This is a genomic window from Novosphingobium sp. NPDC080210 (assembly GCF_050281025.1).
Classification (GTDB): Bacteria; Pseudomonadota; Alphaproteobacteria; order Sphingomonadales; family Sphingomonadaceae; genus Novosphingobium.
Genome location: NZ_JBNNWL010000002.1, coordinates 457,533 through 483,294, shown reverse-complemented (window position 1 = coordinate 483,294; position 25,762 = coordinate 457,533). Strand labels below are relative to the sequence as shown.

The following is a 25,762-nucleotide window of genomic DNA, read 5'->3' as shown; positions in this document are numbered from 1 at the left end:
TCGCTCCCGCTTGCCGAAAAGATCGATTTTCCCCGCCTCCCGCCGCGCGCCCCCGCGACCGGATCACCTGAAAAGGTGCTCGGCATGGAATTTCGATGTCGATGAAACGGTTACTTACCGTTGCTTTGCCGGGGATGGAAGGGAAAAACGCGGGAAATCACGGGATAAAACGGTAAACCACGCATTTCCAAGGATTTTCAGGACAGAAATTTTAGCATCACATCTCTTTGTTCTGGTTTTGTTTTTACGGAAAAGTGCCGTGTTTGCGGCAGCAGGCACAGGCCTACCCCGACGTTCCCGCAATTTCCCCGATTTGGTCGAATCAACGCGCCGCGAAAGCGGCGTCGAGCAGCCAGGAGAAGGCTTTCTCACCCTCGCCCGATGGATCATCGCGCTCGATCAGCGCGGCATCGGCCAGTACGATCACGCGGCCCTGGCCAATCGCGCAGGTCACCGCCAGCCCCTCGCCCCACAGGCGGCAGTTGGACTGCCCGCGCGTGGCAAGCTGGCCCGGCAAGTTCACCGGAACCGCAAGGCCCATGACTTCACGCGCCTTGCGTCCGAATGGCTGGTGTTCGTCAAACAAGAGGTCCAGCCCCCACCGCCCCAGGATCGGCGAGAGCAAGGCCACCGCTTGCGGGCGGCGCGGATCGCCCAGCGGGAAGGCGGATTCCTCGGTCAGCGCCGGATCGGCCAGCAGCAAGAGCCGCCCGCCCGCGTTGACCCAGTCGTCCAGCGCCACGTTCTCCGTCGGCGTCAGCGCGCGGGGCTGGGCCATGACCAGGCGGCGCAGCTTGCCCAGCGTCTGCGGCGTCAGCGTATCGAGCGGCTCGATCGCGCCTTTTTGCGATAGGGTGCCCCGCGCCCAGTGCGGTTGCTCATCCGATTTCAGGGATGCGGCCAGGTCCGGGCTTTCGGACCACAGGATCGGCAAGGTCGTGAACAGGCCGACCGGGCCGCCGGGCGCTGGTTCCTTCCCCCGCGCCCACAGCGCTATCGCGGCGAGTACCGCCACGACCAGTCCAGCCGCGAGTGCAATCTTGCGCAAGTTAGCGCGGCGCATCCGGCTGGGCGCTGCCCTTGGCTGGTTCAGGCTCCACCGGGGCGGCAGAGGGGACCACGCCAATATCGGCCAGCGGATCGGATTTCACCGTGGATTCGCCCGCCGCTTCCTGCGCCGAGGGGGTCCGGCCCGTCTGTTCGGCCAGCCGCGCGCGATCGTTGATGACATTGGCCAGCCCCACGACCAGCAGGACTGCCGCGATGCCGAACAGGCCCGCTTGCAGGCGCTGCACGGCCTGCCCGCGCAGTTCGCGCGCCGAGGGCGGAACAAAGTGCTGCGGGCCTTCCAGCGGCGGCGTTACCCGGTGTGACGGTTGCGTTGCCATTCTGGCTGGATGCTACCCGATCAGGCCAGCCAAGGGAAGACCGGAAGCCCCTTCGCGCGGAGCCACTCCGCATTGTACAGGCTGGAGAGATAGCGGAAGCCCGTATCGCACAGGATCGTCGCGACGCGCGGATCCTCGCGCCCCTCGGCAACCAGCTGGCGGCCCAGTTCAACCGCCCCGGCCACGTTGATGCCGGATGACAGGCCCAGGCACAGCCCTTCTTCCTTGAGCAGGCGGGCGACCCATTCCAGCCCTTCCTCATCCGAGATGCGGAACTGGGTGTCGATCGGCGCGCCTTCCAGGTTGGCGGTGATCCGGCCCTGCCCAATCCCTTCGGCCACGGAATTGCCCTCGGCCTTCAGCTCGCCGTGCGCGTAATAGTTGTACAGCGCCGCGCCGTGCGGGTCGGTCAGGGCGATGCGGATATTCTCGTCAAAGGCCTTCAGCCCCAGGCCCACCCCGGCGATGGTCCCGCCGGTTCCGGCTGCGCAGGTAAAGCCGTCGATCCGGCCGTCCAGCTGCTCCCACAGTTCAGGCGCGGTGCTTTCGATATGGGCCTTGCGGTTGGCGATATTGTCGAACTGGTTGGCCCAGACCGCGCCTTCGGTTTCCTCGGCCAGGCGGCGCGAGGTGTGGACGAAGTGGCCAGGGTTGGAAAACGGCGCGGCCGGAACCAGGACCAGTTCCGCCCCAAGCGCGCGCAGCGTGTCCATTTTCTCGCGCGACTGGGTTTCGGGCATGACGATGACCGTCTTGTAGCCCAGCGCATTGGCGACCAGCGCCAGGCCGATCCCGGTATTGCCCGCCGTCCCTTCGACAATCGTGCCGCCGGGTTTCAGCAGGCCCTTTTCCTCGGCATCGCGGACGATCCAAAGCGCCGCCCGGTCCTTTACCGAGGCCCCGGGATTGGCAAATTCGCACTTGCCCCAGATTTCGCAGCCAGCCGCCTCGCTCGGTCCTTCCAGCAGGACAAGCGGGGTATTGCCAATCAGTTCGAGCGTATCGCTCTTCGCAGAAGGTGCATTCATGCTGACAGAGGTAGGTTTGCCGGGCCCATGGCGCAATCGAATTGCGCTTGAGCCCATGAAACTTAGTCTTCCGGAGCGATCGTGACCTTCAGCCCGTCCAGCGCGTCGGACATTTCGATCTGGCACGACAGGCGCGAGGTTTCGTTGCGATGGTCGGTCGAATCGAGCAGGTCGTTCTCGTCCTCGCTCAGCGCGCTGACCTTGTCGGCAAAGGCCGGGTCGACATAGACATGGCACGTGGCGCACGAGCAGCAACCGCCGCACAGGGCCAGCAGCTCGTCGAAACCGTTGTCGCGGATCGCTTCCATCACGGAAACGCCAGCGCTGGCTTCGATTTCCTTTTCCTCACCGGCACGGTTGACCACGACAAGCTTCGGCATTTCGGACGATCCTTTTCGCTTGCGCCCCCTATCGGCGCTTTGGCGGGGCTGCTAACCACTCGGCCTTCCTTTGGCAAGCGGGACTCTGGCGGATGGGCCTTAGTGCAGAGCAGATCAAGGCCGGGCTGGACTGGGTTGCCGCGCGCGAACCGGGCATTGCCCGCGCGCTGGAACGGGCCGGCTATCCCGAGCCGCGCATTCGTCCGACCGGCCATGTCACCATGATGCGGACCATCGTCGGCCAACAGGTCAGCGTGGCCGCCGCCGCCTCGATGTGGCGCAAGTTCGAGGACTTTGCCGGAGCCGAGCCGGACCCGCACCGGGTGCTGGATGCGGACTTTGACACCCTGCGCGCCTGCGGCCTGTCGCGGCAGAAGCAGGGCTATATGCGCTCCCTGTGCGAACTGGTCGTGTCGGGCGGGCTGGATTTCAGCGCCCTGCCCGCCGATGACGAGGAAGCAATTGCCCTGCTCACCCGGATCAAGGGCATCGGGCGCTGGTCGGCGGAAATCTACCTGCTGTTCGCGGAAGGACGGCCCGACATCTGGCCCGCCGGGGACTTGGCCGTCCAGGCCGGGCTAGCAAAGCTGCTCGGCCTGGACGAGCGGCCCAACGAAAAGGCGACCCGGGGGCTCGCTGAAGGCTGGAGGCCGCATCGGGGTGCGACCGCCATCTTCACCTGGCATTGCTATAACAACCCGGCCCTGTAAGCTCTGCTAACAGCGATGTAAGGGACTATCGGGGGGTTCAGAGGATGCACAAGACGATCTTCATTACCGGCGGCGCTTCGGGAATCGGGCGCGCGGTTGCGGTCAAGTTCGGCCAGCAGGGCTGGTTCGTCGGGATTGCCGACATCAACGAAGCCGGAGCCCGCGAAACCGCAGCCATGCTCCCCGCGGGTAAAAATTCCGTTCACAAACTGGATGTTAGGGACCGCGAAGCGTGGGACGAGGCTCTGGCCGCTTGCGCCAAGGCAAGCGGTGGGCGGATCGACGTGGTGTTCAACAATGCCGGCGTTCCGCTGGGCGGCAGCCTGATCGAAAACAACACGGCCGAGATCGAACGCTGCCTGGACATCAACCTGAAAGGCGTGCTGTTCGGCGCGCAAGCGGCTCACCCCTGGCTGAAGGCCAGCGCGCCGGGTTCGTGCCTGCTGAGCACCGCCAGCGCCGCCGGAATCTATGGCACGCCGGGCGCCTCGGTCTATTCCGCCACCAAGTTCGGCGTGCGCGCACTAACCGAATGCCTCGATGCCGAATGGGCGCCCGACCAGATCAAGGTCTGCGACCTGATGCCGGGCTTCATCGATACCCCGCTGATCGACATGAATCCCAATGCCGGATCGAACGAGGACATCCGCAGCCGCGTGGTCGAGGCCGGGCTGGAAATCACCCCCGTATCCGAAGTGGCCGAAGCCGCGTGGAAGGCCGTCCACGGCAAGGACCTCCACAACCGCGTCGGCAAGACCGCCCACCGCCTGGCCTTCGCCGCGCGGTGGATGCCCGGGCAATTGCGCAAGCAGACCCGCAGCAGTCTGAAACCGCTGGGGGGCTGAGGCCAACGCCGTTGCAATTGATCTGCGGTACCTGCTCCCTCACCCGCTCGTGGTGAGTAGGTGCTGAAGCCGCAGGCTGAAGCGCCGTCTCGAACCACAGCTGCCCATCCGGTCCTTCGAGACAGCCCCTCAGCCTGCGGCTTCGGCGCTTCCTCAGGACGAACGGTTTACCGATAAGGCCCCACCCCCTCGCCATTGCGAGGAGCGCAATAACGATGTTTTCTAGAGATAACCCTCGATCACCCGCGCCATGGCCGCATCTCGGGCGGAGAGGCCGTCCGCGTCGTGCGTCGTCAGGGTCATTTCCACCCGGTTATAGACGTTGAACCATTCCGGGTGGTGATCCGCCTTGTCGGCGTAAATCGCCACGCGGGTCATGAAGCCAAAGGCTTCGTTGAAATCGGCAAAGCGGAAAGTGCGGACAATCGCCTTGCCGTCTTCGCGCAGGGTCCAGTCCGGAAATTCGGACAGGAGTGCGGAGACTTCGGCGTCGGTCAGGCGGGAAATGGACATGGCCGATCATTCCCCCAAGCAGGCCAAGGATGCAAGCGCGATCGGCCCGGGCCAGCCAAACCTTGGCATGGCCGCGCCTTTGCCCTATCGCCCTCAGCCGATGGGCACCTGCCGACTTTCCGCGACTGATCTGGCCTGCCGCCGCGGCGACCGGCTGCTGTTCGCGCGCCTGTCCTTTGCGCTGGAAAGCGGCTCGGCGCTGCAACTGGCCGGCTCAAACGGGATCGGCAAGTCCAGCCTGATCCGCATCCTGGCCGGATTGCTGCCCCCCTTTGCCGGATCGGTCAGCCGCGAGGGGGCGATTGCCTTGCTGGACGAACGCCCCGCGCTGGACCCGCACCTGCCATTGGGCCGCGCACTGGGCTTCTGGCAGGGGATCGATGGTCCGGCCGACAATGACGCAGTGCGCCTTGGCCTGGGTGAACTGATGGACGTACCGGTGCGCTATCTTTCCACCGGCCAGAAAAAACGCGCGGCGCTGGCCCGGATGATCGGGCAGAAAGCACCGGTCTGGCTGCTGGACGAGCCGCTCAACGGACTGGATACGCGCGGCGTTGCCCTGGTCGAGGAACTGGCGGCAGAGCATTGCCGGGGCGGCGGCATTGCCGTCATCGCCTCGCACCAGCCGTTCACCTTGCCCGATATGCAGCGCATCGAACTGAAGGACTTTGCCGCATGAGCATGTTCTTCGCCCTGCTGCGGCGCGATCTGGCGCAATTGCTGCTGGGCGGAAGGCGCGGCGGCGCACTGCTGCCAGTGCTGTTCTTCCTGGCCGTGGCCATGCTCTATCCCTTTGCCGTCGGACCGGACGCGCCGGTTCTGGCCCGGACCGGCGGCGGGGTGATCTGGGTCGCGGCCCTGCTCGCGGCGATCCTGCCGCTCGACCGCCTGATCGAGCCGGACCTGGAACTGGGCATGTTCGACCAATGGTCCTTGCGCGGAATCAGCGAGGAACTGCTGGTCGCGGTGCGCGTCCTGGCCCACTGGCTCAGCTTTGGTCCGCCGCTGATGCTGGCCGCCCTGCCCGCCTCGGCCCTGGTCGGGATCGACGGGGAGAAGCTGTGGCTGGTGGAACTCGGCCTGCTCGCCGGAACGCCGGGTCTTGCCGCGCTGGGCGTGATGGTCGCCGCCATCACCGCCGGCCTGCGCGGCGGTGCGGCGCTGGGCGGTCTGCTCGCGATCCCGCTGGCCGTGCCGCTGCTGGTGTTCGGTGCGGGCAGCCTGGCCGTAGGCGGCGAGTCCGGACTGGGCCTGACCGCTGCCTTCAGCCTGGTCCTGCTGGCGATCACGCCATTCGCGGCGGGCGCAGCGATCCGCTCCGGGCGGAGTTAGGGTTTCGCGCAGAGGACGCAGAGATTCGCGCTGCGTTTTAATGACCCGGAATAACCCACCCCGCTCAGACTGAGCCTGTCGAGGCCGGGTTGGCCGGAACGATTCACGCAAAGGCGCGAAGCAGAAAGGGAAGGCGCGAAGGCCTCACGCCGTCACCCCGGCGCAGGCCGGGGCCTAGTCCGAAACAGACACGCCGCAAAGCGGCTCAGATTCGTTTGTAGGGCTGGGCCCCGGCCTGCGCCGGGGTGACGACTGGGGCGACGTGCGCAAAAAACGTCACCCCTCTGCGTCCTCTGCGCTCTCTGCGCGAACCCAATTTCCATCGACTGGACAGCTCTTGCTTCGGCAATGCAAGAGCCACCAAAAACCCCTCAATAAGGCGGCTTGTCCAGGCCCTTCGGGCTCTTGGTAAAGATCTCGCACCCGTCTTCGGTAATCCCGATGGAATGCTCGAACTGGGCCGACAGCGAACGGTCGCGCGTTACCGCCGTCCAGCCGTCTTCCAGCATCTTCACCCCCGGCTTGCCGAGGTTGATCATCGGTTCGATGGTGAAGAACATGCCGGGGCGCAGCTCCGGGCCGGTTCCGGCGCGGGCGGCGTGGACCACTTCGGGTGCGTCGTGGAACAGGCGGCCCAGGCCGTGGCCGCAGAATTCGCGCACCACGCCGTAACGAAAACTTTCCGCATGCTTCTGGATCGCCGCGCCGATATCGCCCAGCCGCGCGCCGGGACGGGCGTGTTCAATGCCGATCATCAGGCATTCGTAAGTCACATCGACCAGCCGCCGCGCCTTGATCGGCACGTCGCCGACCAGGTACATCCGGCTGGAATCGCCGTGCCAGCCATCCAGCAGCGGGGTGACGTCGATATTGACGATGTCGCCTTCCTTCAGCGTCTTTTCCGAAGGAATGCCGTGGCAGACCACGTGGTTGATCGAGATACAGCACGAATGCTGATAGCCACGATAGCCCAGCGTGGCGGGGATCGCGCCGTTATCCAGCGTGAACTGGCGCACGAAATCGTCCAGCGCCGCCGTGGTCACCCCCGGTTGCACCATCGGCACCAGCGCATCGAGCGTTTCGGCGGCCAGACGGCCCGCCTTACGCATGCCTTCAAAGGCTTCGGGCCCATGAAGCTTGATCGTGCCGTCGCGCAGGACAGTCTCGTTGCCGGTAACGGTCTGGTATTGATTCATGCCCGTGACATAGGGGATGCCGCGCCAAATTGCGAGGGTAATGGACGATGCCCGCGTCCTCACCCCCGTTCGTGGTGAGGAGGGACCGAAATCGCAGATTGAGGGCCCGTCTCGAACCACGGCGCTCGGGCACTGTCCTTCGAGACGCCCTTTCAGCCTGTGGCTTCAAGAGCTCCTCAGGACGAACGGCTTGACTGGGGCAGATTTAGCGCCCTGCCGCAAATGCCGCGCGATATTCGGGCTTCACCGCCTTCAGCAGCGCGGGCGTGACCGGCAGGGTCACTTCATAGCTGCCTTCCGCATAGGGGCCGGCGGCATAGGGGTCGGCAATCAGCCCGATCCGGTTGAACTGCTGCTTGTTGGAAGAGCCGAGCAGGACCGTGACGTCCGATGGCGCCAGGCAATCGTCGAAGCTGTCGCCGCTGTTCCGGTCCACCGGCGCGCCGCGCCGTTCGGCGCGCTGCTTGTCCAGCGCATTGCAGAATGCGGGGCGCAGCGCTGCGTCAAAGGCCGCCTTGGAAACGAACAGGGTCAACACATCGCGCGCCTGCCCCGCCGCCTTGTCCCACAGCAGCGCACCCGTGCCGTAATTGCCATGGGCGCCGCCAGTGAATTCGTAATAGTCGCGCTTCAGGCTGAGCCAGCCGGGAAGGTCCGTGACCACGGTCCACTTGGTCGATTGGTCAAAGGGGTTGAATTCGAAATCCTCGGCCTTGGCCGCGCTTTCGCCTTCCTTGGCGATACTGGCCAGTTCCGCGCGGGCCTTGGCCATTTCGTTGTCCAGCTGGGCCTTCAGCGCGGGGATCCCCGCTGCAGCGGCAGGATAGGCATAGGAAAAGGAATAGCGCGGGTTTTGCGTCTTGATGTTCACCGCCTCGGCGGGCGGTGGCGCTTCGCTGGCGGGCGCGGTGGCGACTGCCGCGTCGCTGGCCGTGGGCGCAGGCGCGGGTTCTTCCTTCCCGCAGGCCGCAACCAGGATCAGGGAAGCCAGGACCAGGACTGCACGCATAGCAACAATTCCTCTCGCACTTGCCGCGCCGCTGCGGCTAGAGTGGGATCACGATGACAGACAAGAACGCCCTGATCCAGCCCGACCGCGGCCAGAAAGCCACCGCAATCCACCTTGTCGACAAGAAAGGTTTCGAAGCCTTCGTCAAGAGCTTGTCGCCGGTGCAGCGCGCCGCAATGGCCGCGCAGAAGTTCGAAGGCGAAGGCTATTCGCACGCGATCCTGCCGGACGGCGAGGACTGGTTCGCCGTTGCCGGGGTGGCCAATACGGAAAGCCTGTCGAGCTGGTGCATGGCCAAGCTGGCCGAAGTCCTGCCCGCCGGAACCTACCGCCGCGCCGGGGGTGAACCCGGCCCCGCCCTGTTCGGCTGGGTGACCGGCCAGTACCGCTTTGACCGCTATCTTTCCAAGCCCAGCGAGGAAGGGCCGCGCGTGCTTTTGACGCAGGACGTCAAGGCGATCGACACGGTTCTGGCCGAAGCCGCCGCCGTCGCCCTGGTCCGCGATCTGGTCAACACCCCGGCGGAGGACATGGGCCCGGCCCAGCTGGAGCACGAGGCGCAGCTGATCGCCAAGGCCCACCGCGCCGAATTCAAGGTGACCAGCGGCGACGCGCTGGAGCGCGGATTTCCGATGGTCCACGGGGTGGGCCGCGCCGCCGCGCGCAGCCATGCGCCGCGCATGATCGAACTGCACTGGGGCGATGAAAAGCACCCGAAGATCGCCCTTGTCGGCAAGGGCGTCTGCTTCGATTCCGGCGGGCTGGACATCAAGCCGAGCAGCGGGATGCTGCTGATGAAGAAGGACATGGGCGGCGCGGCCCATGCCCTCGCCCTGGCCCAGCTGATCATGCAGCAGGGGCTGAAAGTGCGGCTCCACCTGCTGATCCCCGCGGTGGAGAACGCGATTTCCGGCAATGCCTTTCGCCCCGGGGACGTCCTGCGCAGCCGCGCCGGGATCACCGTGGAAATCGGCAATACCGATGCCGAAGGCCGCCTTGTCCTGGGCGATGCCCTGACCCGCGCGGGCGAGGAAAACCCCGAACTGGTGATCGACTTTGCCACCCTGACCGGCGCGGCCCGCGTCGCGCTGGGGCCCGACCTGCCCGCGCTGATGACGCGGCGCGACGAAACGGCGGACGAATTGCTCAAGGCGGGCGAGGCGGCGGATGACCGCTGCTGGCGCTTGCCGCTGCACGACGGCTACCGCGAGTACCTGAAAAGCGACGTGGCCGATCTCAACAATTCGGCCTCGAACGGCTTTGCAGGCGCATCCGTGGCTGGCCTGTTCCTCGACCGCTTCGTGCCGGAAGGAACCGACTGGGCGCATTTCGACACCTTCGCCTGGCGGCCCAATGCCAAGCCGGGCCGGCCCAAGGGCGGCGAGGCGCTGGGCCTGCGCGCGGCCTGGGGTTTGCTCAAGGGCCGTTATGGATAACTTGCCTGCCGGGCAAAGCGGCGCTAATCGCCCGCTCTTCCGATTTGGGGACTCACCAGACTTGACCGCAACCGCGATCCCGACCGGGCAATTGGCCCTCTCCGGCCCGGCTGAAAAGCTGGACGCCGCGCATTGGCCGGTGCGCGGGGACCTGGCGCATATCCGCCTGGCCGGTCGCTGCTTCGTGCCGCACTATGCCGTGCCCATGCCGCAAAGCGTGGTCGCGGGCGGAGCCAAGCTGTTCGCGCTGAACAGTGCGGAATCGGACCTGCGCGAGGAACTGGCGGGCGGCACCCTGTTCAACGTGCTGGACATCACCGGCGGCTGGGCCTGGGGCCAGGTCGGCGAAGACGGCTGCGTCGGCTATCTGCCGGTCGAAGCGCTGGAAGAACGACGAAGCTAAGCCTGCGCCCGGCGCGCAGTCCCGCTCGTGCTGAGCTTGTCGAAGCACGCACTATCCTGCCGGTGAGGCATCCTTCGACAAGCTCAGGATGAGCGGACAAGACCGAGGGAACCGGGCCGGACCAACCGCTAGGTTTTGACCATGCCCCACACCGTATTCATCGATGGCGCCGCCGGAACCACCGGCCTCGAAATTGTCGAGCGCCTTTCGCCGCGCAGCGAATTCAAGCTGATCGTGCTGGACGACGAACAGCGCAAAAGCGCCTCGGCCCGCCGCGATGCCTTTCACGCGGCAGACTTTGCCGTGCTGTGCCTGCCCGACGATGCCGCGCGCGAAGCCGTGGCCATGGCCGAGGGCAGCAAGGTGCGGATCATCGACGCGTCGACCGCGCACCGGGTTGCCGATGGGTGGACCTATGGCTTTCCCGAAGTGGTCGGGCGCGAAGCCGTGGCCGCAGCAAACCGAGTGTCCAATCCCGGCTGCTATCCTACCGGGTTCCTTGGCCTGATCGCGCCGCTGGTCCGCGCGGGCGTCCTCCCGGCTGACTGGCCCTACACGGTCAATGCCGTTTCCGGTTATTCGGGCGGCGGCAAGGCGCTGATCCAGCGGTTCGAGGACGATCCCGACATTGCCTTCCGCACCTATGGCCTTGCCCTGGGGCACAAGCATGTCGGCGAAATGCAGACCTATGCCGCACTGGCCCATCCGCCGCTGTTTGCGCCCTCGGTGATCCCGGCGCACCGCGGCATGGTGGTGGAAGTACCGCTGCCGCTGTCGGCCATGCCGATGGCCGGGTCGCCCGAAGTGCTGCGCCTGGCGCTGGTCGAATACTACTCCGGCAGCAAGATCGTGACCGTGCATGACGAGCCGCAGGACGAACTGTTGCTGCGCCGCTCGATGCAGCCGTCGGACCGGCTTGACCTGTGGGTGTTCGGCGCGGCGGACGGTTCGCAGGCACGCCTCGTCGCCCGGCTCGACAACTTGGGCAAGGGCGCCAGCGGAGCGGCGGTGCAGAACCTGAACCTGATGGCCGGACTGGACGAAACGGCGGGTCTGTCACTTTGACTGCCTGAATTTTAGGCAGCACTGCTGAAAAATGAGGCAAGCAATTGCCCGTTTCTGCATTGCGAAAATTACAGCGACATCCCCCGTGCGATTCAAATCTTGCGAATCCGCCCTTTCCGAACGGTTTCACTTGGCCTAGGGCGCAATGCAGGCCTCTGGCACGATTCTTGATAGGTTGTTTCCAGTGGCATCGAAAAATCCGGGCTGCCCAAATCCAGACCAGGGCGGGACCGGCTTGCTGCGCAGGGGAATACCGAAGTGAAAAAGATCGAAGCGATCATCAAGCCGTTCAAACTGGACGAAGTGAAGGAAGCCCTGCACGAAGTGGGCGTTTCCGGCATTACCGTGACCGAAGCCAAGGGCTTTGGCCGCCAGAAGGGCCATACCGAACTCTATCGCGGCGCCGAATATGTCGTGGACTTCCTGCCCAAGGTTAAGCTGGAAGTCGTCGTCCCCGATGACCTGGCCGAACGCACGGTCGAGGCGATTGCCGCCGCTGCCCAGACCGGCCGCATCGGCGATGGCAAGATCTTTGTCTACGCCGTGGAAAGCGCCATCCGCATCCGCACCGGCGAGCGCGACAACGACGCGATTTAAAGCACGCGAAGTTCTTTGATCCCCCCTCCCGCTGGCGGGAGGGGACGGGGGAGGGCCTGATGCCCAAACCCAACGTAACAAGCCCTCCCCTAACCCCTCCCGGGGCGGGAGGGGAACAAAAGGCCCCGCGCCGCAACGCGGGACGATTGAAAAGGACGAGACATGAGCAAGGCCAAGGACATCATCCAGCGGATCAAGGACGAAGAGATCGAGTGGGTCGATCTGCGTTTCACCGATCCCAAGGGCAAGTGGCAGCACCTCACCATGTGCGCGCACGTGATGGGCGAAGATGAATTCGAAGACGGCCTGATGTTCGACGGCTCGTCGATCGAAGGCTGGAAGGCGATCAACGAATCCGACATGATCCTGAAGCCGGACCTGGATTCGGTCTTCGTCGATCCGTTCAGCGCCACCCCGATGCTGATCGTCACCTGCGACATCGTCGAGCCGTCGACCGGCGACCTCTATGGCCGCGATCCGCGCTCGACCGCCAAGCGCGCCGAAGCCTACGTCAAGACCACCGGCATCGGTGACACCGTCTACGTCGGTCCGGAAGCCGAATTCTTCCTGTTCGACGACGTGCGCTACTACGACGGCTACAACGGCAACGGCTTCACCATCGACGACGTCGAACTGCCGACCAACACCAACACCAAGTACGAAGCCGGCAACATGGGCCACCGCCCGGGCGTCAAGGGCGGCTACTTCCCGGTCGCTCCGATCGATAGCTGCGTCGACATCCGCGGCGAAATGGTTTCGACCATGCTGGAAATGGGCCTGCCCTGCGACAAGCACCACCACGAAGTGGCCGCCGCGCAGCACGAACTCGGCCTGACCTTCGGCACCCTGGTCCAGACCGCCGACCGCATGCAGGTCTACAAGTACGTCGTGCAGCAGGTTGCCCATGCCTATGGCAAGACCGCAACCTTCATGCCCAAGCCGATCAAGGGCGACAACGGCAGCGGCATGCACACCCACATCTCGATCTGGGACAGCGGCAAGCCCCTGTTCGCCGGCAACGGCTATGCCGGTCTGTCGGACATGTGCCTGTACTTCATCGGCGGCGTCATCAAGCACGCCAAGGCGCTCAACGCCTTCACCAACCCGACCACCAACAGCTACAAGCGCCTGGTCCCGGGTTACGAAGCGCCGGTGCTGCTGGCCTATTCGGCCCGCAACCGCTCGGCCTCGTGCCGCATCCCCTATGGCGCCGGTGACAAGGCCAAGCGCGTGGAATTCCGCTTCCCCGACGCGATGGCCAACCCCTACCTGTGCTATTCGGCGCTGCTGATGGCCGGTCTGGACGGGATCAAGAACAAGATCCACCCGGGCGAAGCCATGGACAAGAACCTGTACGACCTGCCCCCGGCCGAACTGGCCCAAGTGCCGACCGTGTGCGGAAGCCTGCGTGAAGCGCTGGAATCGCTGGAAGCCGATCACGACTTCCTGCTCCAGGGCGGCGTCTTCACCAAGGACCAGATCGACAGCTACATCGAACTGAAGTGGCCGGAAGTGCTGCGTTGGGAAACCACCCCCTCGCCGGTCGAATTCGACATGTACTACAGCCTCTGATCCATCCTGATCAGCAAACGGAAGGGCGCCTCGGGAAACCGGGGCGCCTTTTCTTTTGCCCGGCGCGATGGAACCAACTGCGCGGCCTGTCCGTTGCTGACAAAAGTTTGCAACGAAGGGAGCCGTTCATGCTGCTGACGATCGCCGTAATCCTGCTGGTCCTGTGGGCGCTGGGCCTGCTGGTATTCCACGTTTCCAGCGGCCTGATCCACGTGCTGCTGCTGATCGCCCTGCTGGTCGGCCTAGTCCACCTGTTCCAGGGCCGCCGAATGTAGCGCGGAACTTTCTGGTTTCCTACATGGCTTGAATTAACCTATCTGGTTCTTCGCCAGATAGGGGATCAAGCCATGGATTTCTTTGCCGATTTCTTCGCCGCGCTGCGCCGGATGAGCGCCAGGCGTGCCGCGCCGCCTGCCCATCCCGAGCCGGCACCCGTCGCTGCAACTCCCCCAGCACCGCCCAGCCGCATCGGTCCGGCAGGAATCGCCCTGATCAAGCAGTTCGAAGGCTGCGCCAGGCGCCGCCCCGATGGCCGCTTCGAAGCCTATCCCGATCCGGGCACCGGTGCGGAACCCTGGACCATCGGCTGGGGCGCGACCGGCAAGGGCATCGTGCGCGGGACGGTCTGGACTCAAGCCGAATGCGACGCGCGGCTGGAAGCGGACCTCGCCCGCTATGCCGCCCAAGTCGCCCGCGTGCTGGACAATGCCCCGACCAGCCAGCACCAGTTCGACGCCCTGGTCAGCTTCCACTACAACACCGGTGCCATAACCCGCGCCACCCTGACCAAACGCCACAAGGCTGGCGATTTCGCCGCAGCAGAGGCCGAATTCGGCAAATGGGTCCACGCCGGCGGCAAGCGCCTCACCGGCCTGATCCGCCGCCGCGCCGCCGAAGCAGCGCTCTATCGAAACGGACGATAGATTGCTGCTTGCAATCTGTTCCGCGCAATCCGACATAGTGGCGGGTTAATCGTCCAGTTAAGGGAGATTCGAGGATGCGCGAGCTGCTGCAACATTATATCGACGGCAAGTGGGTGGATAGCGAAGGCGGCCAGCGCCGCGAGGTTATCAATCCGGCCACGGAAGAGCCTTGTGCGGTAATTTCGGTGGCTACGGCCAAGGACGTGGACAAGGCGGTTGCCGCCGCTCGCCGCGCGTTCAAGACCTATAGCCAGACCACCCGCGAAGAGCGCCTGGCCCTGCTGGAACGCATTGTCGAGGAATACAAGAAGCGCGCGGCCGACCTCGCCCAGTCGATGGCCGAGGAAATGGGCGCTCCGCTGTCCTTCGCCATCACTGCCCAGGTCGGTGCCGGTATCGGCGGGTTCATGAGCACGATTGCCGCGCTCAAGGAATTCGACTTCATGGAAGACGGTCCGGGCTACAAGGTCGCCTATGAACCGATTGGCGTGGTCGGCATGATCACGCCGTGGAACTGGCCGCTGAACCAGATCGCGCTGAAGGTCGCCCCGGCCCTTGCCGCTGGCGACACCATGGTGCTCAAGCCTTCGGAAGAATGCCCGACCAATGCCAAGATCTTTGCCGAGATCCTGGATGCGGCAGGCGTTCCGCCGGGCGTGTTCAACCTGGTCCAGGGTGATGGCCCGACCACCGGCAACGCCATTTCCAGCCATCCGGACATCGAAATGGTCAGCTTCACCGGCTCGACCCGCGCCGGTATCCAGGTGGCCATTGCCGCCGCGCCGACCGTGAAGCGCGTGCACCAGGAACTGGGCGGCAAGAGCCCGAACCTGGTCCTGCCCGATGCCGACCTCGCCACCCAGCTGCCCGCCGTGGCGATGGGTCCGCTGGTCAACACCGGCCAGTCGTGCATTTCGCCCACCAAGGTGCTGGTCGCCAAGGACCGCGAGGCCGAAGTCGTTTCGTTCTACAAGAACATGTATTCGGCCACCCCGGTCGGCGATCCGATGGCCGAAGGCAACCACCTCGGCCCGGTGGTCAACAAGGCACAGTTCGAAAAGGTCCGCAGCCTGATCCAGTCTGCCATCGACGAAGGCGCGAAGCTGGAAACCGGCGGCCCAGACCTGCCAAGCAACGTCAACCGCGGTTACTACATCCAGCCCACCGTGTTCTCGGGCGTGACCCCGGACATGCGGATCGCCAACGAGGAAATCTTTGGCCCCGTTGCCACGATCATGACCTATGACACGCTGGACCAGGGCATCGAACTGGCCAATGCCACCGAATACGGCCTGTCCGCCGCGATCACTGGCGATCCTGCCAAGGCCGCATCGGTCGCCGGCAAGCTGCGCGCCGGCATGGTCGCGATCAACAACTGGGGCCCCACCCCGGGCGCTCCGTTCGGCGGTTACAAGCAGTCCGGCAACGGCCGTGAAGGCGGCCTGGCCGGCCTGAAGGACTTCATGGAAATGAAGGCAATCTCGGGCCTGCCGGCCTGATCTTTCCTGCCTGAAGGAATGCAAGACCCCTTCCCGCCTGCGCGGGGAGGGGTTTTGTTTTGGCGGGACGCCTTCGACAAGCTCAGGCTGAGCGGAAACGAATTTGCGCCTTGTTCACCGCTCAGGCTGAGCCTGTCGAAGCCAGTTGGTGCCAGCCGCTCAGGATCGTTTACCCCGCGCGCCTTGCGCAGAGCGGACCCGGTTCAAGAATTTCACGCAAAGGCGCGAAGAGCGCAAAGGGGTTGCGCCGAAACCACGGTCTTCGCGCCTTTGCGCCTTTGCGTGAGAATTTCACAACACCCGCTCACCCTGAGCCTGTCGAAGGGTGTTGTTCCCGCAACCCGGCTTCGACAAGCTCAGCCTGAGCGGTGCGCACCAGGGTGCTAGACTTCCAGCTTGTATTGCCCCTGCCCGCCATGCGCGCCGTCCTTGGTGCTGCCTTCCAGCGTGGCGGACTGGCTGCGGCGCATGGCGACGGCTTCGGCGATCAGGCGGTTCTGCTCGACCGCGCCCAGCCGCTCCCAGCCGTTGCGGCGCAGCAGTTCCATCGGGCGATAGCGGATCTTGTACTGCATCCGGGCCGATCCTTCGACCCAGTAGCCCAGGTAGACGAAGGGCAGGCCCTCTTCGCGGGCGCGGCGGATGTGATCGAGGATGATGTAATTGCCAAGGCCCGTGCGGCCTTCGTGATCGGGCTCGTAAAAGCTGTAGATCATCGACAGGCCATCGCCCTGGCGGTCGGTCAGGCAGGCGCCGATCAGGCGGCCCGGCGTGCCATCCGGATGGGGTTCGCGGTATTCGACCACCCAGGATTCCACCGGGGTATGTTCCACCATGTCGGCGAAATCGGTTTCGTCCATCGACGTCATGCCGCCGCCGGGATGACGCTGGCCGAGATAGCGTTGCAGCAGCTCGAACTGTTCCGCCGTCGACCAGGGACGGCAGACCGTGGCGATCAGGTCCGAATTGCGCTTCAGGTTCTTGCGCTGGCTGGCCGAGGCGCGGAACTCGTCCGTGACCACCCGCACCGAAACGCAGGCCTGGCAATCGGCGCAGGACGGGCGGTAGGCGACGGTCTGGCTGCGCCGAAACCCGATCCGCCCCAGCGCGTCGTTCAGCTCGGCAGAATGGGCGCCCTTCAGCTCGGTGAAGACCTTGCGTTCCATCCGGCCCGGCAAATACGGACACGGCGCGGGGCTCGTGACGAAGAACCGGGGAAATCGAACGGGAGCCGTCACGCGCGGGGGACCATCCTTGGGGCTGGGTTAACGCGCTCCAATATGCATCGACGGGACCAGTGTTGAAAGAACTTTAACCACGAAACACGGTTAACGGTTCGTTATTATGCACAACTGGACGGCAATCCGCGGGCAAAGCGGCCCGTTACGGGACGCCTGCCGGGCAATTAGTTAAGTTCGACCGAGGTGACCGAATAACCTTTTTCCCTCAAGGTGCTAACCAGCGCATCCAGCTGCTCGCGGTCGCGCGCTTCGCACTCGATATCGGCGGTCAGACCCTTGGCCGGAAGGTGCGTGAATATCCTTTGATGGTAAATTTCGAGGATGTTCACGTTGTGCCGGTCGAACTCGCGGATCACGCTGAACAGCGCGCCCGGACGGTCCTGCAAGACCAGCCGCAGCCGCGCCAGACGGCCCGAGCGGGCCAGATCGCGCAGCAGCACGTTGGCCAGCAGGCGCGTGTCGATATTGCCGCCGGTCAGCGGAATGCCGATCTTGCGCCCCTTGAAGCGGCCCGGATGGGCCAGCAGCGCGGCAAGGCCCGCAGCCCCCGCCCCTTCGACCACGGTCTTTTCGATCTGGAGCAGCAGCGAGACTGCGCGTTCCAGCGAACCTTCGTTGACCAGCACGATATCGTCGATCAGGCGGCGCAGGGTGCGGCTGGTAAAGGCGCCCGGCTCTTTCACCGCGATCCCCTCGGCCAGGGTATCCCCGCCGCAAACGAGTTCGTTGTGCTTCAGCCGGTTGTACATGGACGGATAAAGCTCTGCCTCCACCCCGATCAGGGCGATGTCCGGCTTGATCGCGCGGGCGGCGACGCCCATGCCCGAAGCCAGCCCGCCGCCGCCGATGGGGATCACCAGCATGTCGAGGTCGGGCACGTCCTCCAGCATTTCCAGGGCGACGGTGCCCTGCCCTGCGGCAACGTGCGGATCGTCGAACGGGTGGACGAAAGTCAGGCCCAGCTGCCGCTCCATCGACCGGGCGTGGGCATAGGCTTCGTCGAAAGTCTCCCCTTCCAGCACGACCGTACCGCCGACCGCTTCGGTCTGCATCACTTTCACCGTCGGTGTGGTGCGCGGCATGACGATGGTCACCGGAACGCCCAGCTGGCTGCCGTGATAGGACAGGCCCTGCGCGTGGTTGCCGGCCGAGGCCGCGATCACGCCGCGCTTGCGCTGCTCTTCCGGCATCAGCAGCATCGCGTTAAGCGCGCCGCGTTCCTTGTAGGCAGCGGTGAACTGCAGGTTTTCGAATTTCAGCCAGACTTCGGCGCCGGTAATCTCGCTGAGGGTCCGGCTGTAATCGCAATCGGTGCGCACCACGGCGCCCTTGATGCGCGCGGCAGCGGCGCGCACATCCTCGATGGTCAGCTGTTCAGCGACGGTTTCGACGGTTTCAGTCATATCCTTGGCGCCGTAACGCAAAGCGGGAAGCGGGGAAACATACAATTGCTTCCCCTTTGCCAGCTTTGCTTTGCCGGAAAAGCCGCTACACACCGCTGCCATGACCAATCCGATCAACGTTTCGTTTCTGGGCCTGGGCGTCATGGGTGGTGCGATTGCCCGCCACATCGGCAAGGCCGGACACCGCCTGACGATCTACAACCGCAGCCCGGAACGCGCGGCGCGCTGGCAGGAGGCCAATCCCGGCCTTGCCGTCCGTGTCGCCCACAGCCCCGCCGAAGCAGCCGAGGGCGCGGACGTGGTGCTGACCTGCGTCGGCAATGATGACGACCTGGCCGACGTGGTGCTGGGGCCGACCGGCGTGTTCTCGGCCATCCGGCGCGGCGCGACCTTCATCGACCATACCACCGTTTCGGCGCGGATTGCGCGGCAGATCGCCGTGGAAGCGCGCGATCTGGAAGTGCACTGTGTCGATGCACCGGTCACGGGCGGACAGGCGGGCGCGGAAAACGGCCAGCTGACCGTGATGTGCGGCGGCCGCGCCGAAGCCATCGAGGCGGCGCGCCCGGTGATGGAAGCCTATACGAAGCGGATCGTCCACGTCGGCAAGGCCGGCGCCGGGCAGACCACCAAGATGGTCAACCAGATCACCTTTTCCGGGATCATCGCCACCCTGTCCGAAGCCCTGCGCTTTGCCGAGGCGGCGCACCTCGACATGGACAAGGTGTACGAGGCCATTTCCGGCGGCGCGGCGCAAAGCTGGCAGATGGACAACCGCTGGCACACCATGTGCCGCGACGAATTCGACTTTGGCTTTGCGATCGACTGGATGCGCAAGGACATGGGCCTCGCGCTGGAGGAAGGCCGCTCGCTCGGCGTTTCCCTGCCCGTCGCTGCCATGATCGACCAGTTCTATGCCGAAGTGCAGGCGCTGGGCGGCGGGCGGCAGGATACCTCCGCCCTGGTCCGCCGCCTGCCGCGGAAAGGCAAGGCGTGACGGGGCAAGGCGTGAAGGCTCTGCTGCTGGGCGCGGCCTGCGCGCTGTCGCTTTCCGCCCCCGCCCTGGCCGATACCCTGGTCGACAATGTCGACGGGGTGACCGTGGACGCCAAGGGGGGGATCGACCGCTTTACCGGCCTGGTCCTGGCCGATGATGGCCGGATCAAGCAGGTGCTCCACCGCGGCGACAAGCGCCCGGAACGCCCGACCTACAAGCTGGACGGCAAGGGGCAGTTCCTGATCCCGGGCATGATCGACAGCCACGGCCACGTCATGGGCCTGGGCTTTGGCGCGCTGACGCTGGACCTGACCGACACCCGCTCGCTGGCCGAGGCGCTGGCCAAAATTGCCGCCTATGCCCAGGCCCACCCGGACCGCCCGTGGATCCTGGGACGCGGCTGGAACCAGGAACTGTGGCCGGAAAAGCGCTTTCCGACTGCCGCCGAACTCGACGCAGTCGTGGGTGACCGCCCGGTCTGGCTGACCCGCGTCGATGGCCATGCTGGCTGGGCCAATTCCAAGGCGCTCGCCGCCGCTGGCGTCACCGCGACAACGCGCGATCCGGCAGGCGGCAAGATCGAGCGGCTGGCCGTGGGCGGCAAGCCCGCAGGCGTGCTGGTCGACACGGCGACCGAACTGGTCGACAGCAAGGTCCCTGCCCCCCGGCCCGAGGACCGCGACCTGGCCCTGGCCAAGGCGCAGGACCTGTTGCTGGCCAAGGGCGTCACCGCGATTGCCGACATGGGCACGACAATCGAGGATTGGCAGGCCTATCGCCGCGCGGGAGACACCGGCACGCTGCGCATCCGGATCATGGCCTATGCCGCGGGGACCGATAACATGAGCCTGATCGGCGGCCCCGGCCCGACGCCCTGGCTTTATGAGGACCGCCTGCGCCTGAACGGGGTGAAGCTGTACCTCGACGGCGCGCTCGGTTCGCGCGGGGCCAGCCTCAAAGCGCCCTATGCCGATGCGCCGGGTACCAAGGGCCTGCGCATCACCGGCGATACGCAGCTGAAAAACCTGATGAGCCGCGCCGCGCTCGACAAGTTCCAGGTCGCCGCCCACGCGATTGGCGACGAGGCCAACATGGCCCTGCTCTCCGCCATTGAGGAAATGAGCGAAACCTATGGCGGGGATCGGCGCTGGCGGATCGAGCACGCGCAAGTCGTCGACCCGGCCGACATCGCCCGGTTCGGCAAGCATGGCATCATTGCCTCGATGCAGCCGGTGCACCAGACCAGCGACCGCGAGATGGCGGAAAAGCGGCTTGGCCCTGCGCGGCTGGCCGGGGCCTATGCCTGGAAATCCATCGAAGCGACCGGAGCCAAGATCGTGTTCGGATCGGACGTTCCGGTAGAAGCGGCAGACCCCTTCGCCGGCTGGGCCGCCGCGATCAGCCGCACCGGACCGGACGGACAGCCGCTGGGCGGCTGGCAACCGCAGGAACGCGTCAGCCGCGAGGAAGCCTTCGCTGCCTATACGGCCAGCGGCGCCTATGCCGGATTTGCCGAGGGCCGCTTTGGCAGGCTGGTTGCAGGCGAACGCGCGGACTTCGTCCTGATCGACCGCGATCCGTTCCTGGCCTCCCCCGCCGAACTGCGAGAGACGAAAGTGAACGAGGTCTGGGTGGGTGGCCGCAAGATCTGGCAGGCGAAGTAGGGCCGCTCACAAACACCGCTCACCCTGAGCCTGTCGAAGGGTGGCTTCGCGCTGCGCAATCCGGCTTCGACAAGCTCAGCCTGAGCGGGGTGTAAATCTCACTCGCCTTGAACCTTACTCGTCATTGCGAGCGGAGCGAAGCAATCCAGGGCAGTTTGCGCTCTGCCGAACCTGCGCCCTACCCCAAGCTCCGCTCACCCTGAGCCTGTCGAAGGGTGGTTCGCGCTACGCAATCCGGCTTCGACAAGCTCAGCCTGAGCGGGGTGATTTGTCTTGCGGTTCAGGTAACAGCCATCCCGTTTCCGTTCGTCCTGAGGAGCCGGTGAAGCCGCAGGCTGAACTGGCGTCTCGAAGGACAGCCTGTAACGCAGTGGTTCGAGACGGCCCCTCAACCTCCGGTTTCAGTGCCTCCTCACCACGAACGGTTTTCAGGGACGGTTACTCCGCCAGGGCTTCCCCCGCCGCTGCTTCACGCGCGGCCTTGCGTTCGCTGAACCACATCACCAGCAGGGCGCCTTCGAACAGCAGCATCAGCGGGACCAGCAGGAGCAATTGCGAAACCACGTCGGGCGGCGTCACCACGGCGGCCAGGATCGCCATGCCGACGATCACATAACGCCGCGCCGCCACCAGTTGCGCGCGCGTCACGATGCCCGCACGGTTGAGCAGGAGCAGCAGGACCGGCAGCAGGAAGCTGATCCCGAAGGCCAGAATGAACTGCATCACCAGGCTGAGGTAGTCACCCGTCCCCGGCAGCGCCTCGAGCTGCATCCCGCCCTTGTTGCCTTCAAAACCCAGGAAGAACCGGAAAGCCGTGGGCATGACCACGAAATAGGCCAGCGCCGCACCGGCGCTGAACAGGACGGGGGTCGCCAGCAGGAAGGGCAGGAACGCCTTCTTTTCCTTGGCGTAGAGCCCCGGCGCGACGAAGGCCCAAAGCTGGTTGGCGATCACCGGAAAGGAGACGAGGAACGCGGCGAACAGCGCCACTTTCAGCTCCACGAAGAACGCCTCGTACAGCTTGGTATAGATCAGCTTGCCTTGACCCGGCGGGAAAGCTTCGGTCAGCGGGCGGACCAGGATCGCGAAGATATCGTCGGCGAAGTAGAAGCAGACGACGAATGCCGCCGCCAGCGCATAGACGCAGCGCAGCAGGCGCGTGCGCAGTTCGATCAGGTGGTCAAGCAGCGGCGCCTGCGTCTCGTCAATGTCCTGGACCTGGAATACCATCAGGGCTGCTTTCCGCCGTCCGGCTGCTTTTCCGCTTCGGGCGCGGCGGCCTGTTCCGGGCTATCGACAGTGCCGGACATGGTTCCCGGATCGGGACCGATCAGCGCGTCCTCAGCCGTGGCGGGCGGATGGGCGGCCATGATCGCGGCGTTCTGTTCGCGCCACTTCTTTTCCATTTCGGCCAGCTCCGCCTCGCGGATCATGGTTTCCACGCCGGCCCGGAAATGGCCGGAGATGCGCCGGACCTTTCCGATCCAGCGCCCCGCCGTGCGCAGCGCCATCGGCAAGTCCTTGGGCCCGATCACCACGATCGCGAGAACCACGATCAGCAGCAGCTCGGAAGCGCCGACGTCAAACATGGGAAAGTCCTAGATTCGGCCGTTCAGGCCGGCTTGTCGTTGCTTTCGACAACCGTCTCGCCGTTCAGCGTGGCCTGCCGGGTTCCGGCGGGCGGCGGAATCTGGCCGGCAGGCGGCTGCGGCTTTACGTCCTCGCCTTCGGCCATGCCCTTCTTGAAGCTGTTGATGCCCTTGCCGAAATCACCCATGATTTCCGACACGCGGCCACGGCCAAACAGCACCAGCACGATAATCAGCACGATCAGCCAGTGCCACAGAGACCCGAAACCCATCGTTTTCACTCCTGAAACAAGGCGGCCCGCGCCGCCGGGGTCACTGCCCCTCGCCGCTCCATGTAGGACATGCGCAGGCAATTTGCGAGTCAGTCCGTACCTTCTTCATCCTGTTCTTCGCCGCTATCGACTTCGCCTTCGCCATCGCCCTGCCCCGGTACCTCCATGGCGGCGGCTAGCGCGTCCTCGACCGGGTCGAGCAGGCCCGCCGCGCGCAGTTCGTCGATGCCCGGCAGGTCGCGGCGGCTTTCCAGGCCGAAATGGGTCAGGAATTCCGGCGTGGTGGCATAAATCACCGGGCGCCCGGGGACTTCGCGCCGCCCGGCGATCCGCACCCAGCCCGCTTCCATCAGCACGTCGAGCGTGCCCTTGGCGGTCTGCACCCCGCGAATGGATTCGATTTCGGCGCGGCTCACCGGCTCGTGATAGGCGACGATGGCCAGCACCTCGGTCGCCGCGCGCGACAGGCGGCGCACTTCTTCCCGTTCGCGCCGCAGCAGGTGGGCCAGATCGGGCGCGGTCTGGAAATGCCAGTGCTTGCCGCGCTCGACCAGGTGCACCCCGCGCTCGGCATAGGCGGCCTGCAATTCCGCCAGCGCCGGCTTGACCTCCGCCCCGCCGAGATGCGCGGAAATCGCCTCTGCCGTCATCGGCTGTTCCGCCGCGAACAAGGTTGCTTCCACCGCGCGGACCAGATCGTCGGGCCGGGTCATGCCTTGATCCCCTTCAGCATCAGCGGCCCGAACGTCTCTTCCTGGGTCAGCTCCGCCTTGCCCAGCCGGGCCAGTTCCAGCGCCGCGACAAAGCTGGAGGCCAGGGCCGAGCGGCGCAATTTCGGATCGGCGTGGGGCGGCAGGAAATCGCGCAGTTCCATCCAGTCGAGACTGACCCCCAGCATCGACGAGACGCGCGACAGGGCGCTGTCGAGCGTCATCACCATGCGGTCGCGGACCATGTGGACCACCGGCGCGGTGCGGGCCTTGACCTGGCCATAGGCCTGGACCAGCGCGAACCAGTCGCACTGCCATTTCGCCTTGCGGTCGACCCGCAGCCCTTCGGGCGCGCCGCGCAGGAACACGTCGCGCCCCAGCCGGTCGCGCCCCATCAGCCGCGCCGCCGCATCGCGCATCGCGGCCAGCCGTTGCAGCCGGATCTGCAAGCGCAGCGCCAGTTCTTCGGGCGAGGGATCGGCCTGCTCGTCACGCGGCAAGAGCAGCGCGGATTTGAGGTAGGCCAGCCAGGCCGCCATGACGAGGTAATCCGCCGCCAGTTCGAGCCGCAGCGCCTCGGCCTGCTCGATATAGGTCAGGTATTGATCGACCAGTTCGAGAATCGAAATACGCCGCAGATCGACCTTCTGCCGCCGCGCCAGATCGAGCAGCAGGTCAAGCGGACCTTCCCAGCCGTCAAGTTCCAGATAGAGCGCCTCGTCCGTGTTGGCGGCGCTCGCCACGCCCTGCCAGTCGTCATCGGGCAGCGAGACGGCGGGCGAATCTGCTTCGTTCATGGGCGCGGCTGGGGGTGAAAGCCGCCTTCGACAGGCTCAGGCTGAGCGGGGTTTGAGAATTGCCCCAACAATTCCCGCTCAGGCTGAGTGAGGGTATTGGTGCCCCCCAATTCCCGCTCAGGCTGAGCTTGTCGAAGCCCCCGAAAGCGAACACCCGTCATGCCGCGTGCCCCGTCAAGGCCAGCAGAGCATCGCGCTTGGCAATCAGCGCGGCCTGGTCGCCGGTGGCGCCGTCCAGCCGGGTGAAGGACAGGGCGCGGTCCAGCCGGGCGGCGGTTTTCTCGCTCATCGCCGGTAGGCTTTCGCAAATGCCGACCATGTCTTCCATCCTGGCCCAGCAGTTGAGCGCAATGTCGCAGCCCGCCGCCAGCGCCCTGGCCGCACGGTCGGGGACAGAACCGGACAAGGCCTCCATGTCCAGATCGTCGCTCATCAGCAGGCCATCGAACCCGATCTTGCCGCGAATGATCTCGCGGATGATCGTGGGCGACTGGGTGGCCGGATTTTCGCTGTCCCAGGCAGTGAACTTCAAGTGCCCGGTCATGGCCGAGGGTGCGTCGTTCAGCGCGCGGAACGGGGCAATGTCGATTTCCAGCAGGTCCGCGCTTTCGGTGACGGTGGGCAGTTCCTTGTGCGTATCGCAGGCAGAGCGGCCATGGCCCGGCATGTGCTTGACCGTCCCCGCCACGCCGGCCCGCGCGAGGCCGTCCAGCACGGCGCGGCCCAGGGCGGCGACGCGCATGGGTTCGTGGCCCAGCGCGCGGTCGCCGATCACGTCGTGCGCGCCTTCGACCCGCACGTCGAGCACGGGCGCGTGGGTGCAGGTAATACCCACTTCGGCCAGGTCCATCGCCAGGGCTTCGGCATTGGCGCGGGCCGCCTCGATCGCGCTGGCCGGGGCAACGTCATAGAGCCGGTCAAACGCTGCGCCGGGCGGATAGGCGTTCCAGACCGGCGGCTTCATCCGCTGGACCCGGCCGCCTTCCTGGTCGATGGTGATGAGCAGCCGGTCACGCCCATGGATCGCACGCAGCGAATCGGTCAGCGCGCGCAATTGCTCGCGGTTTTCGACGTTGCGGCCGAAGATGATGTAGCCCGCCGGATCGGCCTCGCGGAAAAAGGCGCGCTCCTCCGCGCTGAGCACCAAACCGGAAAGGCCGAAGATCGCAGGGGTCATGACAGGCCGGAAAGTC

General features: G+C 65.4%; 29 protein-coding genes. 14 read left to right on the top strand and 15 right to left on the bottom strand.

The window, feature by feature from the left end:
* Positions 1-322: 322 nt before the first annotated feature.
* The 4 genes from ACQKOE_RS08465 to ACQKOE_RS08450 form a co-directional block, all read right to left on the bottom strand.
* The gene (locus tag ACQKOE_RS08465; protein ID WP_427512391.1) at positions 323-1,063 is read right to left on the bottom strand and encodes an ABC transporter; all 741 of its coding nucleotides are present in this window, start codon (positions 1,061-1,063) and stop codon (positions 323-325) included.
* On the bottom strand, positions 1,050-1,388 hold the full coding sequence (locus tag ACQKOE_RS08460; protein WP_374589543.1) for a hypothetical protein: 339 nt from the start codon (positions 1,386-1,388) through the stop codon (positions 1,050-1,052). Before ACQKOE_RS08460 ends, ACQKOE_RS08465 begins: the two co-directional genes overlap by 14 nt.
* Before the next feature lie 20 nt (positions 1,389-1,408).
* Complete coding sequence (locus ACQKOE_RS08455) at positions 1,409-2,416, bottom strand: cysteine synthase A (RefSeq protein ID WP_427512390.1); 1,008 nt, start codon at positions 2,414-2,416, stop codon at positions 1,409-1,411.
* A gap of 62 nt (positions 2,417-2,478) precedes the next feature.
* Complete coding sequence (locus ACQKOE_RS08450) at positions 2,479-2,796, bottom strand: 2Fe-2S iron-sulfur cluster-binding protein (protein ID WP_374589541.1); 318 nt, start codon at positions 2,794-2,796, stop codon at positions 2,479-2,481.
* Between the two features lie 92 nt (positions 2,797-2,888).
* Between ACQKOE_RS08450 and ACQKOE_RS08445 the strand changes: the two genes are divergently transcribed.
* Positions 2,889-3,506: a DNA-3-methyladenine glycosylase family protein gene (locus ACQKOE_RS08445; protein ID WP_427512389.1), complete on the top strand. Its 618-nt coding sequence runs from the start codon at positions 2,889-2,891 to the stop codon at positions 3,504-3,506.
* Positions 3,507-3,550: 44 nt separating this feature from the next.
* Positions 3,551-4,351, top strand: coding sequence for an SDR family oxidoreductase (locus ACQKOE_RS08440; protein WP_427512388.1), 801 nt, complete (start codon positions 3,551-3,553; stop codon positions 4,349-4,351).
* Positions 4,352-4,573: 222 nt separating this feature from the next.
* Here ACQKOE_RS08440 and ACQKOE_RS08435 read toward each other — a convergent pair whose 3' ends face one another.
* On the bottom strand, positions 4,574-4,864 hold the full coding sequence (locus tag ACQKOE_RS08435; protein ID WP_427512387.1) for a 4a-hydroxytetrahydrobiopterin dehydratase: 291 nt from the start codon (positions 4,862-4,864) through the stop codon (positions 4,574-4,576).
* 100 nt (positions 4,865-4,964) lie between these two features.
* Here ACQKOE_RS08435 and ccmA point away from each other — a divergent pair, with 100 nt between their 5' ends.
* Both ccmA and ACQKOE_RS08425 read left to right on the top strand, forming a co-directional pair.
* Positions 4,965-5,543: a heme ABC exporter ATP-binding protein CcmA gene (ccmA, locus tag ACQKOE_RS08430; protein ID WP_427512488.1), complete on the top strand. Its 579-nt coding sequence runs from the start codon at positions 4,965-4,967 to the stop codon at positions 5,541-5,543.
* A complete protein-coding gene (locus ACQKOE_RS08425) occupies positions 5,540-6,196 on the top strand; it encodes a heme exporter protein CcmB (protein WP_427512386.1) in 657 nt (218 codons plus the stop codon). The genes ccmA and ACQKOE_RS08425 overlap by 4 nt, the downstream gene beginning before the upstream one ends.
* Positions 6,197-6,567: 371 nt before the next feature.
* Here ACQKOE_RS08425 and map read toward each other — a convergent pair whose 3' ends face one another.
* Together map and ACQKOE_RS08415 are read right to left on the bottom strand one after the other, a co-directional pair.
* Entirely contained in the window at positions 6,568-7,392 is an 825-nt protein-coding gene (gene map, locus ACQKOE_RS08420; RefSeq protein WP_427512385.1) for a type I methionyl aminopeptidase, read from the bottom strand.
* Between the two features lie 205 nt (positions 7,393-7,597).
* A complete protein-coding gene (locus ACQKOE_RS08415) occupies positions 7,598-8,401 on the bottom strand; it encodes a DUF3298 and DUF4163 domain-containing protein (RefSeq protein WP_427512384.1) in 804 nt (267 codons plus the stop codon).
* A 53-nt stretch (positions 8,402-8,454) separates the two neighbouring features.
* On the opposite strand from ACQKOE_RS08415, the gene ACQKOE_RS08410 reads away from it, so the two are divergent.
* The 8 genes from ACQKOE_RS08410 (at position 8,455) to ACQKOE_RS08375 (ending at position 15,896) form a co-directional block, all read left to right on the top strand.
* Complete coding sequence (locus tag ACQKOE_RS08410) at positions 8,455-9,837, top strand: leucyl aminopeptidase family protein (protein WP_427512383.1); 1,383 nt, start codon at positions 8,455-8,457, stop codon at positions 9,835-9,837.
* Between the two features lie 61 nt (positions 9,838-9,898).
* Positions 9,899-10,240, top strand: a complete 342-nt coding sequence (locus ACQKOE_RS08405) for an SH3 domain-containing protein (RefSeq protein WP_374589533.1) — start codon at positions 9,899-9,901, stop codon at positions 10,238-10,240.
* A gap of 141 nt (positions 10,241-10,381) precedes the next feature.
* Positions 10,382-11,305: an N-acetyl-gamma-glutamyl-phosphate reductase gene (gene argC / locus ACQKOE_RS08400; RefSeq protein ID WP_427512382.1), complete on the top strand. Its 924-nt coding sequence runs from the start codon at positions 10,382-10,384 to the stop codon at positions 11,303-11,305.
* 258 nt (positions 11,306-11,563) lie between these two features.
* Positions 11,564-11,902, top strand: a complete 339-nt coding sequence (locus ACQKOE_RS08395; RefSeq protein WP_374589531.1) for a P-II family nitrogen regulator — start codon at positions 11,564-11,566, stop codon at positions 11,900-11,902.
* A gap of 162 nt (positions 11,903-12,064) precedes the next feature.
* Positions 12,065-13,474: a type I glutamate--ammonia ligase gene (glnA, locus tag ACQKOE_RS08390; protein ID WP_427512381.1), complete on the top strand. Its 1,410-nt coding sequence runs from the start codon at positions 12,065-12,067 to the stop codon at positions 13,472-13,474.
* Positions 13,475-13,602: 128 nt separating this feature from the next.
* A complete protein-coding gene (locus ACQKOE_RS08385; protein ID WP_374589529.1) occupies positions 13,603-13,749 on the top strand; it encodes a lmo0937 family membrane protein in 147 nt (48 codons plus the stop codon).
* A gap of 72 nt (positions 13,750-13,821) precedes the next feature.
* Positions 13,822-14,397 (top strand): lysozyme, encoded by a 576-nt coding sequence (locus ACQKOE_RS08380; RefSeq protein WP_427512380.1) that lies wholly within the window; start codon positions 13,822-13,824, stop codon positions 14,395-14,397.
* 74 nt (positions 14,398-14,471) lie between these two features.
* The gene (locus ACQKOE_RS08375) at positions 14,472-15,896 is read left to right on the top strand and encodes an aldehyde dehydrogenase family protein (protein WP_427512379.1); all 1,425 of its coding nucleotides are present in this window, start codon (positions 14,472-14,474) and stop codon (positions 15,894-15,896) included.
* 383 nt (positions 15,897-16,279) lie between these two features.
* Here ACQKOE_RS08375 and ACQKOE_RS08370 read toward each other — a convergent pair whose 3' ends face one another.
* Both ACQKOE_RS08370 and ACQKOE_RS08365 read right to left on the bottom strand, forming a co-directional pair.
* Positions 16,280-17,134, bottom strand: coding sequence for an arginyltransferase (locus ACQKOE_RS08370; RefSeq protein WP_427512378.1), 855 nt, complete (start codon positions 17,132-17,134; stop codon positions 16,280-16,282).
* Positions 17,135-17,301: 167 nt separating this feature from the next.
* A complete protein-coding gene (locus ACQKOE_RS08365) occupies positions 17,302-18,540 on the bottom strand; it encodes a threonine ammonia-lyase (RefSeq protein WP_427512377.1) in 1,239 nt (412 codons plus the stop codon).
* A gap of 100 nt (positions 18,541-18,640) precedes the next feature.
* Here ACQKOE_RS08365 and ACQKOE_RS08360 point away from each other — a divergent pair, with 100 nt between their 5' ends.
* On the top strand, positions 18,641-19,537 hold the full coding sequence (locus tag ACQKOE_RS08360; protein ID WP_374589522.1) for an NAD(P)-dependent oxidoreductase: 897 nt from the start codon (positions 18,641-18,643) through the stop codon (positions 19,535-19,537).
* 11 nt (positions 19,538-19,548) lie between these two features.
* On the top strand, positions 19,549-21,201 hold the full coding sequence (locus tag ACQKOE_RS08355; protein ID WP_427512376.1) for an amidohydrolase: 1,653 nt from the start codon (positions 19,549-19,551) through the stop codon (positions 21,199-21,201).
* Positions 21,202-21,639: 438 nt separating this feature from the next.
* Here ACQKOE_RS08355 and tatC read toward each other — a convergent pair whose 3' ends face one another.
* The 6 genes from tatC to nagZ form a co-directional block, all read right to left on the bottom strand.
* Positions 21,640-22,431: a twin-arginine translocase subunit TatC gene (gene tatC, locus ACQKOE_RS08350; protein ID WP_427512375.1), complete on the bottom strand. Its 792-nt coding sequence runs from the start codon at positions 22,429-22,431 to the stop codon at positions 21,640-21,642.
* Positions 22,431-22,790: a Sec-independent protein translocase protein TatB gene (gene tatB, locus ACQKOE_RS08345; protein WP_427512374.1), complete on the bottom strand. Its 360-nt coding sequence runs from the start codon at positions 22,788-22,790 to the stop codon at positions 22,431-22,433. Before tatB ends, tatC begins: the two co-directional genes overlap by 1 nt.
* 23 nt (positions 22,791-22,813) lie before the next feature.
* Entirely contained in the window at positions 22,814-23,062 is a 249-nt protein-coding gene (locus tag ACQKOE_RS08340; RefSeq protein WP_427512373.1) for a twin-arginine translocase TatA/TatE family subunit, read from the bottom strand.
* Between the two features lie 89 nt (positions 23,063-23,151).
* A complete protein-coding gene (scpB, locus tag ACQKOE_RS08335; RefSeq protein ID WP_427512372.1) occupies positions 23,152-23,775 on the bottom strand; it encodes an SMC-Scp complex subunit ScpB in 624 nt (207 codons plus the stop codon).
* A complete protein-coding gene (locus ACQKOE_RS08330) occupies positions 23,772-24,569 on the bottom strand; it encodes a segregation and condensation protein A (RefSeq protein ID WP_427512371.1) in 798 nt (265 codons plus the stop codon). The genes scpB and ACQKOE_RS08330 overlap by 4 nt, the downstream gene beginning before the upstream one ends.
* A 157-nt stretch (positions 24,570-24,726) precedes the next feature.
* Positions 24,727-25,746, bottom strand: coding sequence for a beta-N-acetylhexosaminidase (gene nagZ, locus ACQKOE_RS08325; protein ID WP_427512370.1), 1,020 nt, complete (start codon positions 25,744-25,746; stop codon positions 24,727-24,729).
* Positions 25,747-25,762: the final 16 nt, after the last annotated feature.

Coding starts and splice junctions, on each gene's coding strand:
- ACQKOE_RS08465 (WP_427512391.1), bottom strand. CDS start 1,063: ATGCGCCGCGCTAACTTGCGCAAGATTGCACTCGCGGCTGGACTGGTC.
- ACQKOE_RS08460 (WP_374589543.1), bottom strand. CDS start 1,388: ATGGCAACGCAACCGTCACACCGGGTAACGCCGCCGCTGGAAGGCCCG.
- ACQKOE_RS08455 (WP_427512390.1), bottom strand. CDS start 2,416: ATGAATGCACCTTCTGCGAAGAGCGATACGCTCGAACTGATTGGCAAT.
- ACQKOE_RS08450 (WP_374589541.1), bottom strand. CDS start 2,796: ATGCCGAAGCTTGTCGTGGTCAACCGTGCCGGTGAGGAAAAGGAAATC.
- ACQKOE_RS08445 (WP_427512389.1), top strand. CDS start 2,889: ATGGGCCTTAGTGCAGAGCAGATCAAGGCCGGGCTGGACTGGGTTGCC.
- ACQKOE_RS08440 (WP_427512388.1), top strand. CDS start 3,551: ATGCACAAGACGATCTTCATTACCGGCGGCGCTTCGGGAATCGGGCGC.
- ACQKOE_RS08435 (WP_427512387.1), bottom strand. CDS start 4,864: ATGTCCATTTCCCGCCTGACCGACGCCGAAGTCTCCGCACTCCTGTCC.
- ccmA (WP_427512488.1), top strand. CDS start 4,965: ATGGGCACCTGCCGACTTTCCGCGACTGATCTGGCCTGCCGCCGCGGC.
- ACQKOE_RS08425 (WP_427512386.1), top strand. CDS start 5,540: ATGAGCATGTTCTTCGCCCTGCTGCGGCGCGATCTGGCGCAATTGCTG.
- map (WP_427512385.1), bottom strand. CDS start 7,392: ATGAATCAATACCAGACCGTTACCGGCAACGAGACTGTCCTGCGCGAC.
- ACQKOE_RS08415 (WP_427512384.1), bottom strand. CDS start 8,401: ATGCGTGCAGTCCTGGTCCTGGCTTCCCTGATCCTGGTTGCGGCCTGC.
- ACQKOE_RS08410 (WP_427512383.1), top strand. CDS start 8,455: ATGACAGACAAGAACGCCCTGATCCAGCCCGACCGCGGCCAGAAAGCC.
- argC (WP_427512382.1), top strand. CDS start 10,382: ATGCCCCACACCGTATTCATCGATGGCGCCGCCGGAACCACCGGCCTC.
- glnA (WP_427512381.1), top strand. CDS start 12,065: ATGAGCAAGGCCAAGGACATCATCCAGCGGATCAAGGACGAAGAGATC.
- ACQKOE_RS08385 (WP_374589529.1), top strand. CDS start 13,603: ATGCTGCTGACGATCGCCGTAATCCTGCTGGTCCTGTGGGCGCTGGGC.
- ACQKOE_RS08380 (WP_427512380.1), top strand. CDS start 13,822: ATGGATTTCTTTGCCGATTTCTTCGCCGCGCTGCGCCGGATGAGCGCC.
- ACQKOE_RS08375 (WP_427512379.1), top strand. CDS start 14,472: ATGCGCGAGCTGCTGCAACATTATATCGACGGCAAGTGGGTGGATAGC.
- ACQKOE_RS08365 (WP_427512377.1), bottom strand. CDS start 18,540: ATGACTGAAACCGTCGAAACCGTCGCTGAACAGCTGACCATCGAGGAT.
- ACQKOE_RS08360 (WP_374589522.1), top strand. CDS start 18,641: ATGACCAATCCGATCAACGTTTCGTTTCTGGGCCTGGGCGTCATGGGT.
- tatC (WP_427512375.1), bottom strand. CDS start 22,431: ATGGTATTCCAGGTCCAGGACATTGACGAGACGCAGGCGCCGCTGCTT.
- tatB (WP_427512374.1), bottom strand. CDS start 22,790: ATGTTTGACGTCGGCGCTTCCGAGCTGCTGCTGATCGTGGTTCTCGCG.
- ACQKOE_RS08340 (WP_427512373.1), bottom strand. CDS start 23,062: ATGGGTTTCGGGTCTCTGTGGCACTGGCTGATCGTGCTGATTATCGTG.
- scpB (WP_427512372.1), bottom strand. CDS start 23,775: ATGACCCGGCCCGACGATCTGGTCCGCGCGGTGGAAGCAACCTTGTTC.
- ACQKOE_RS08330 (WP_427512371.1), bottom strand. CDS start 24,569: ATGAACGAAGCAGATTCGCCCGCCGTCTCGCTGCCCGATGACGACTGG.
- nagZ (WP_427512370.1), bottom strand. CDS start 25,746: ATGACCCCTGCGATCTTCGGCCTTTCCGGTTTGGTGCTCAGCGCGGAG.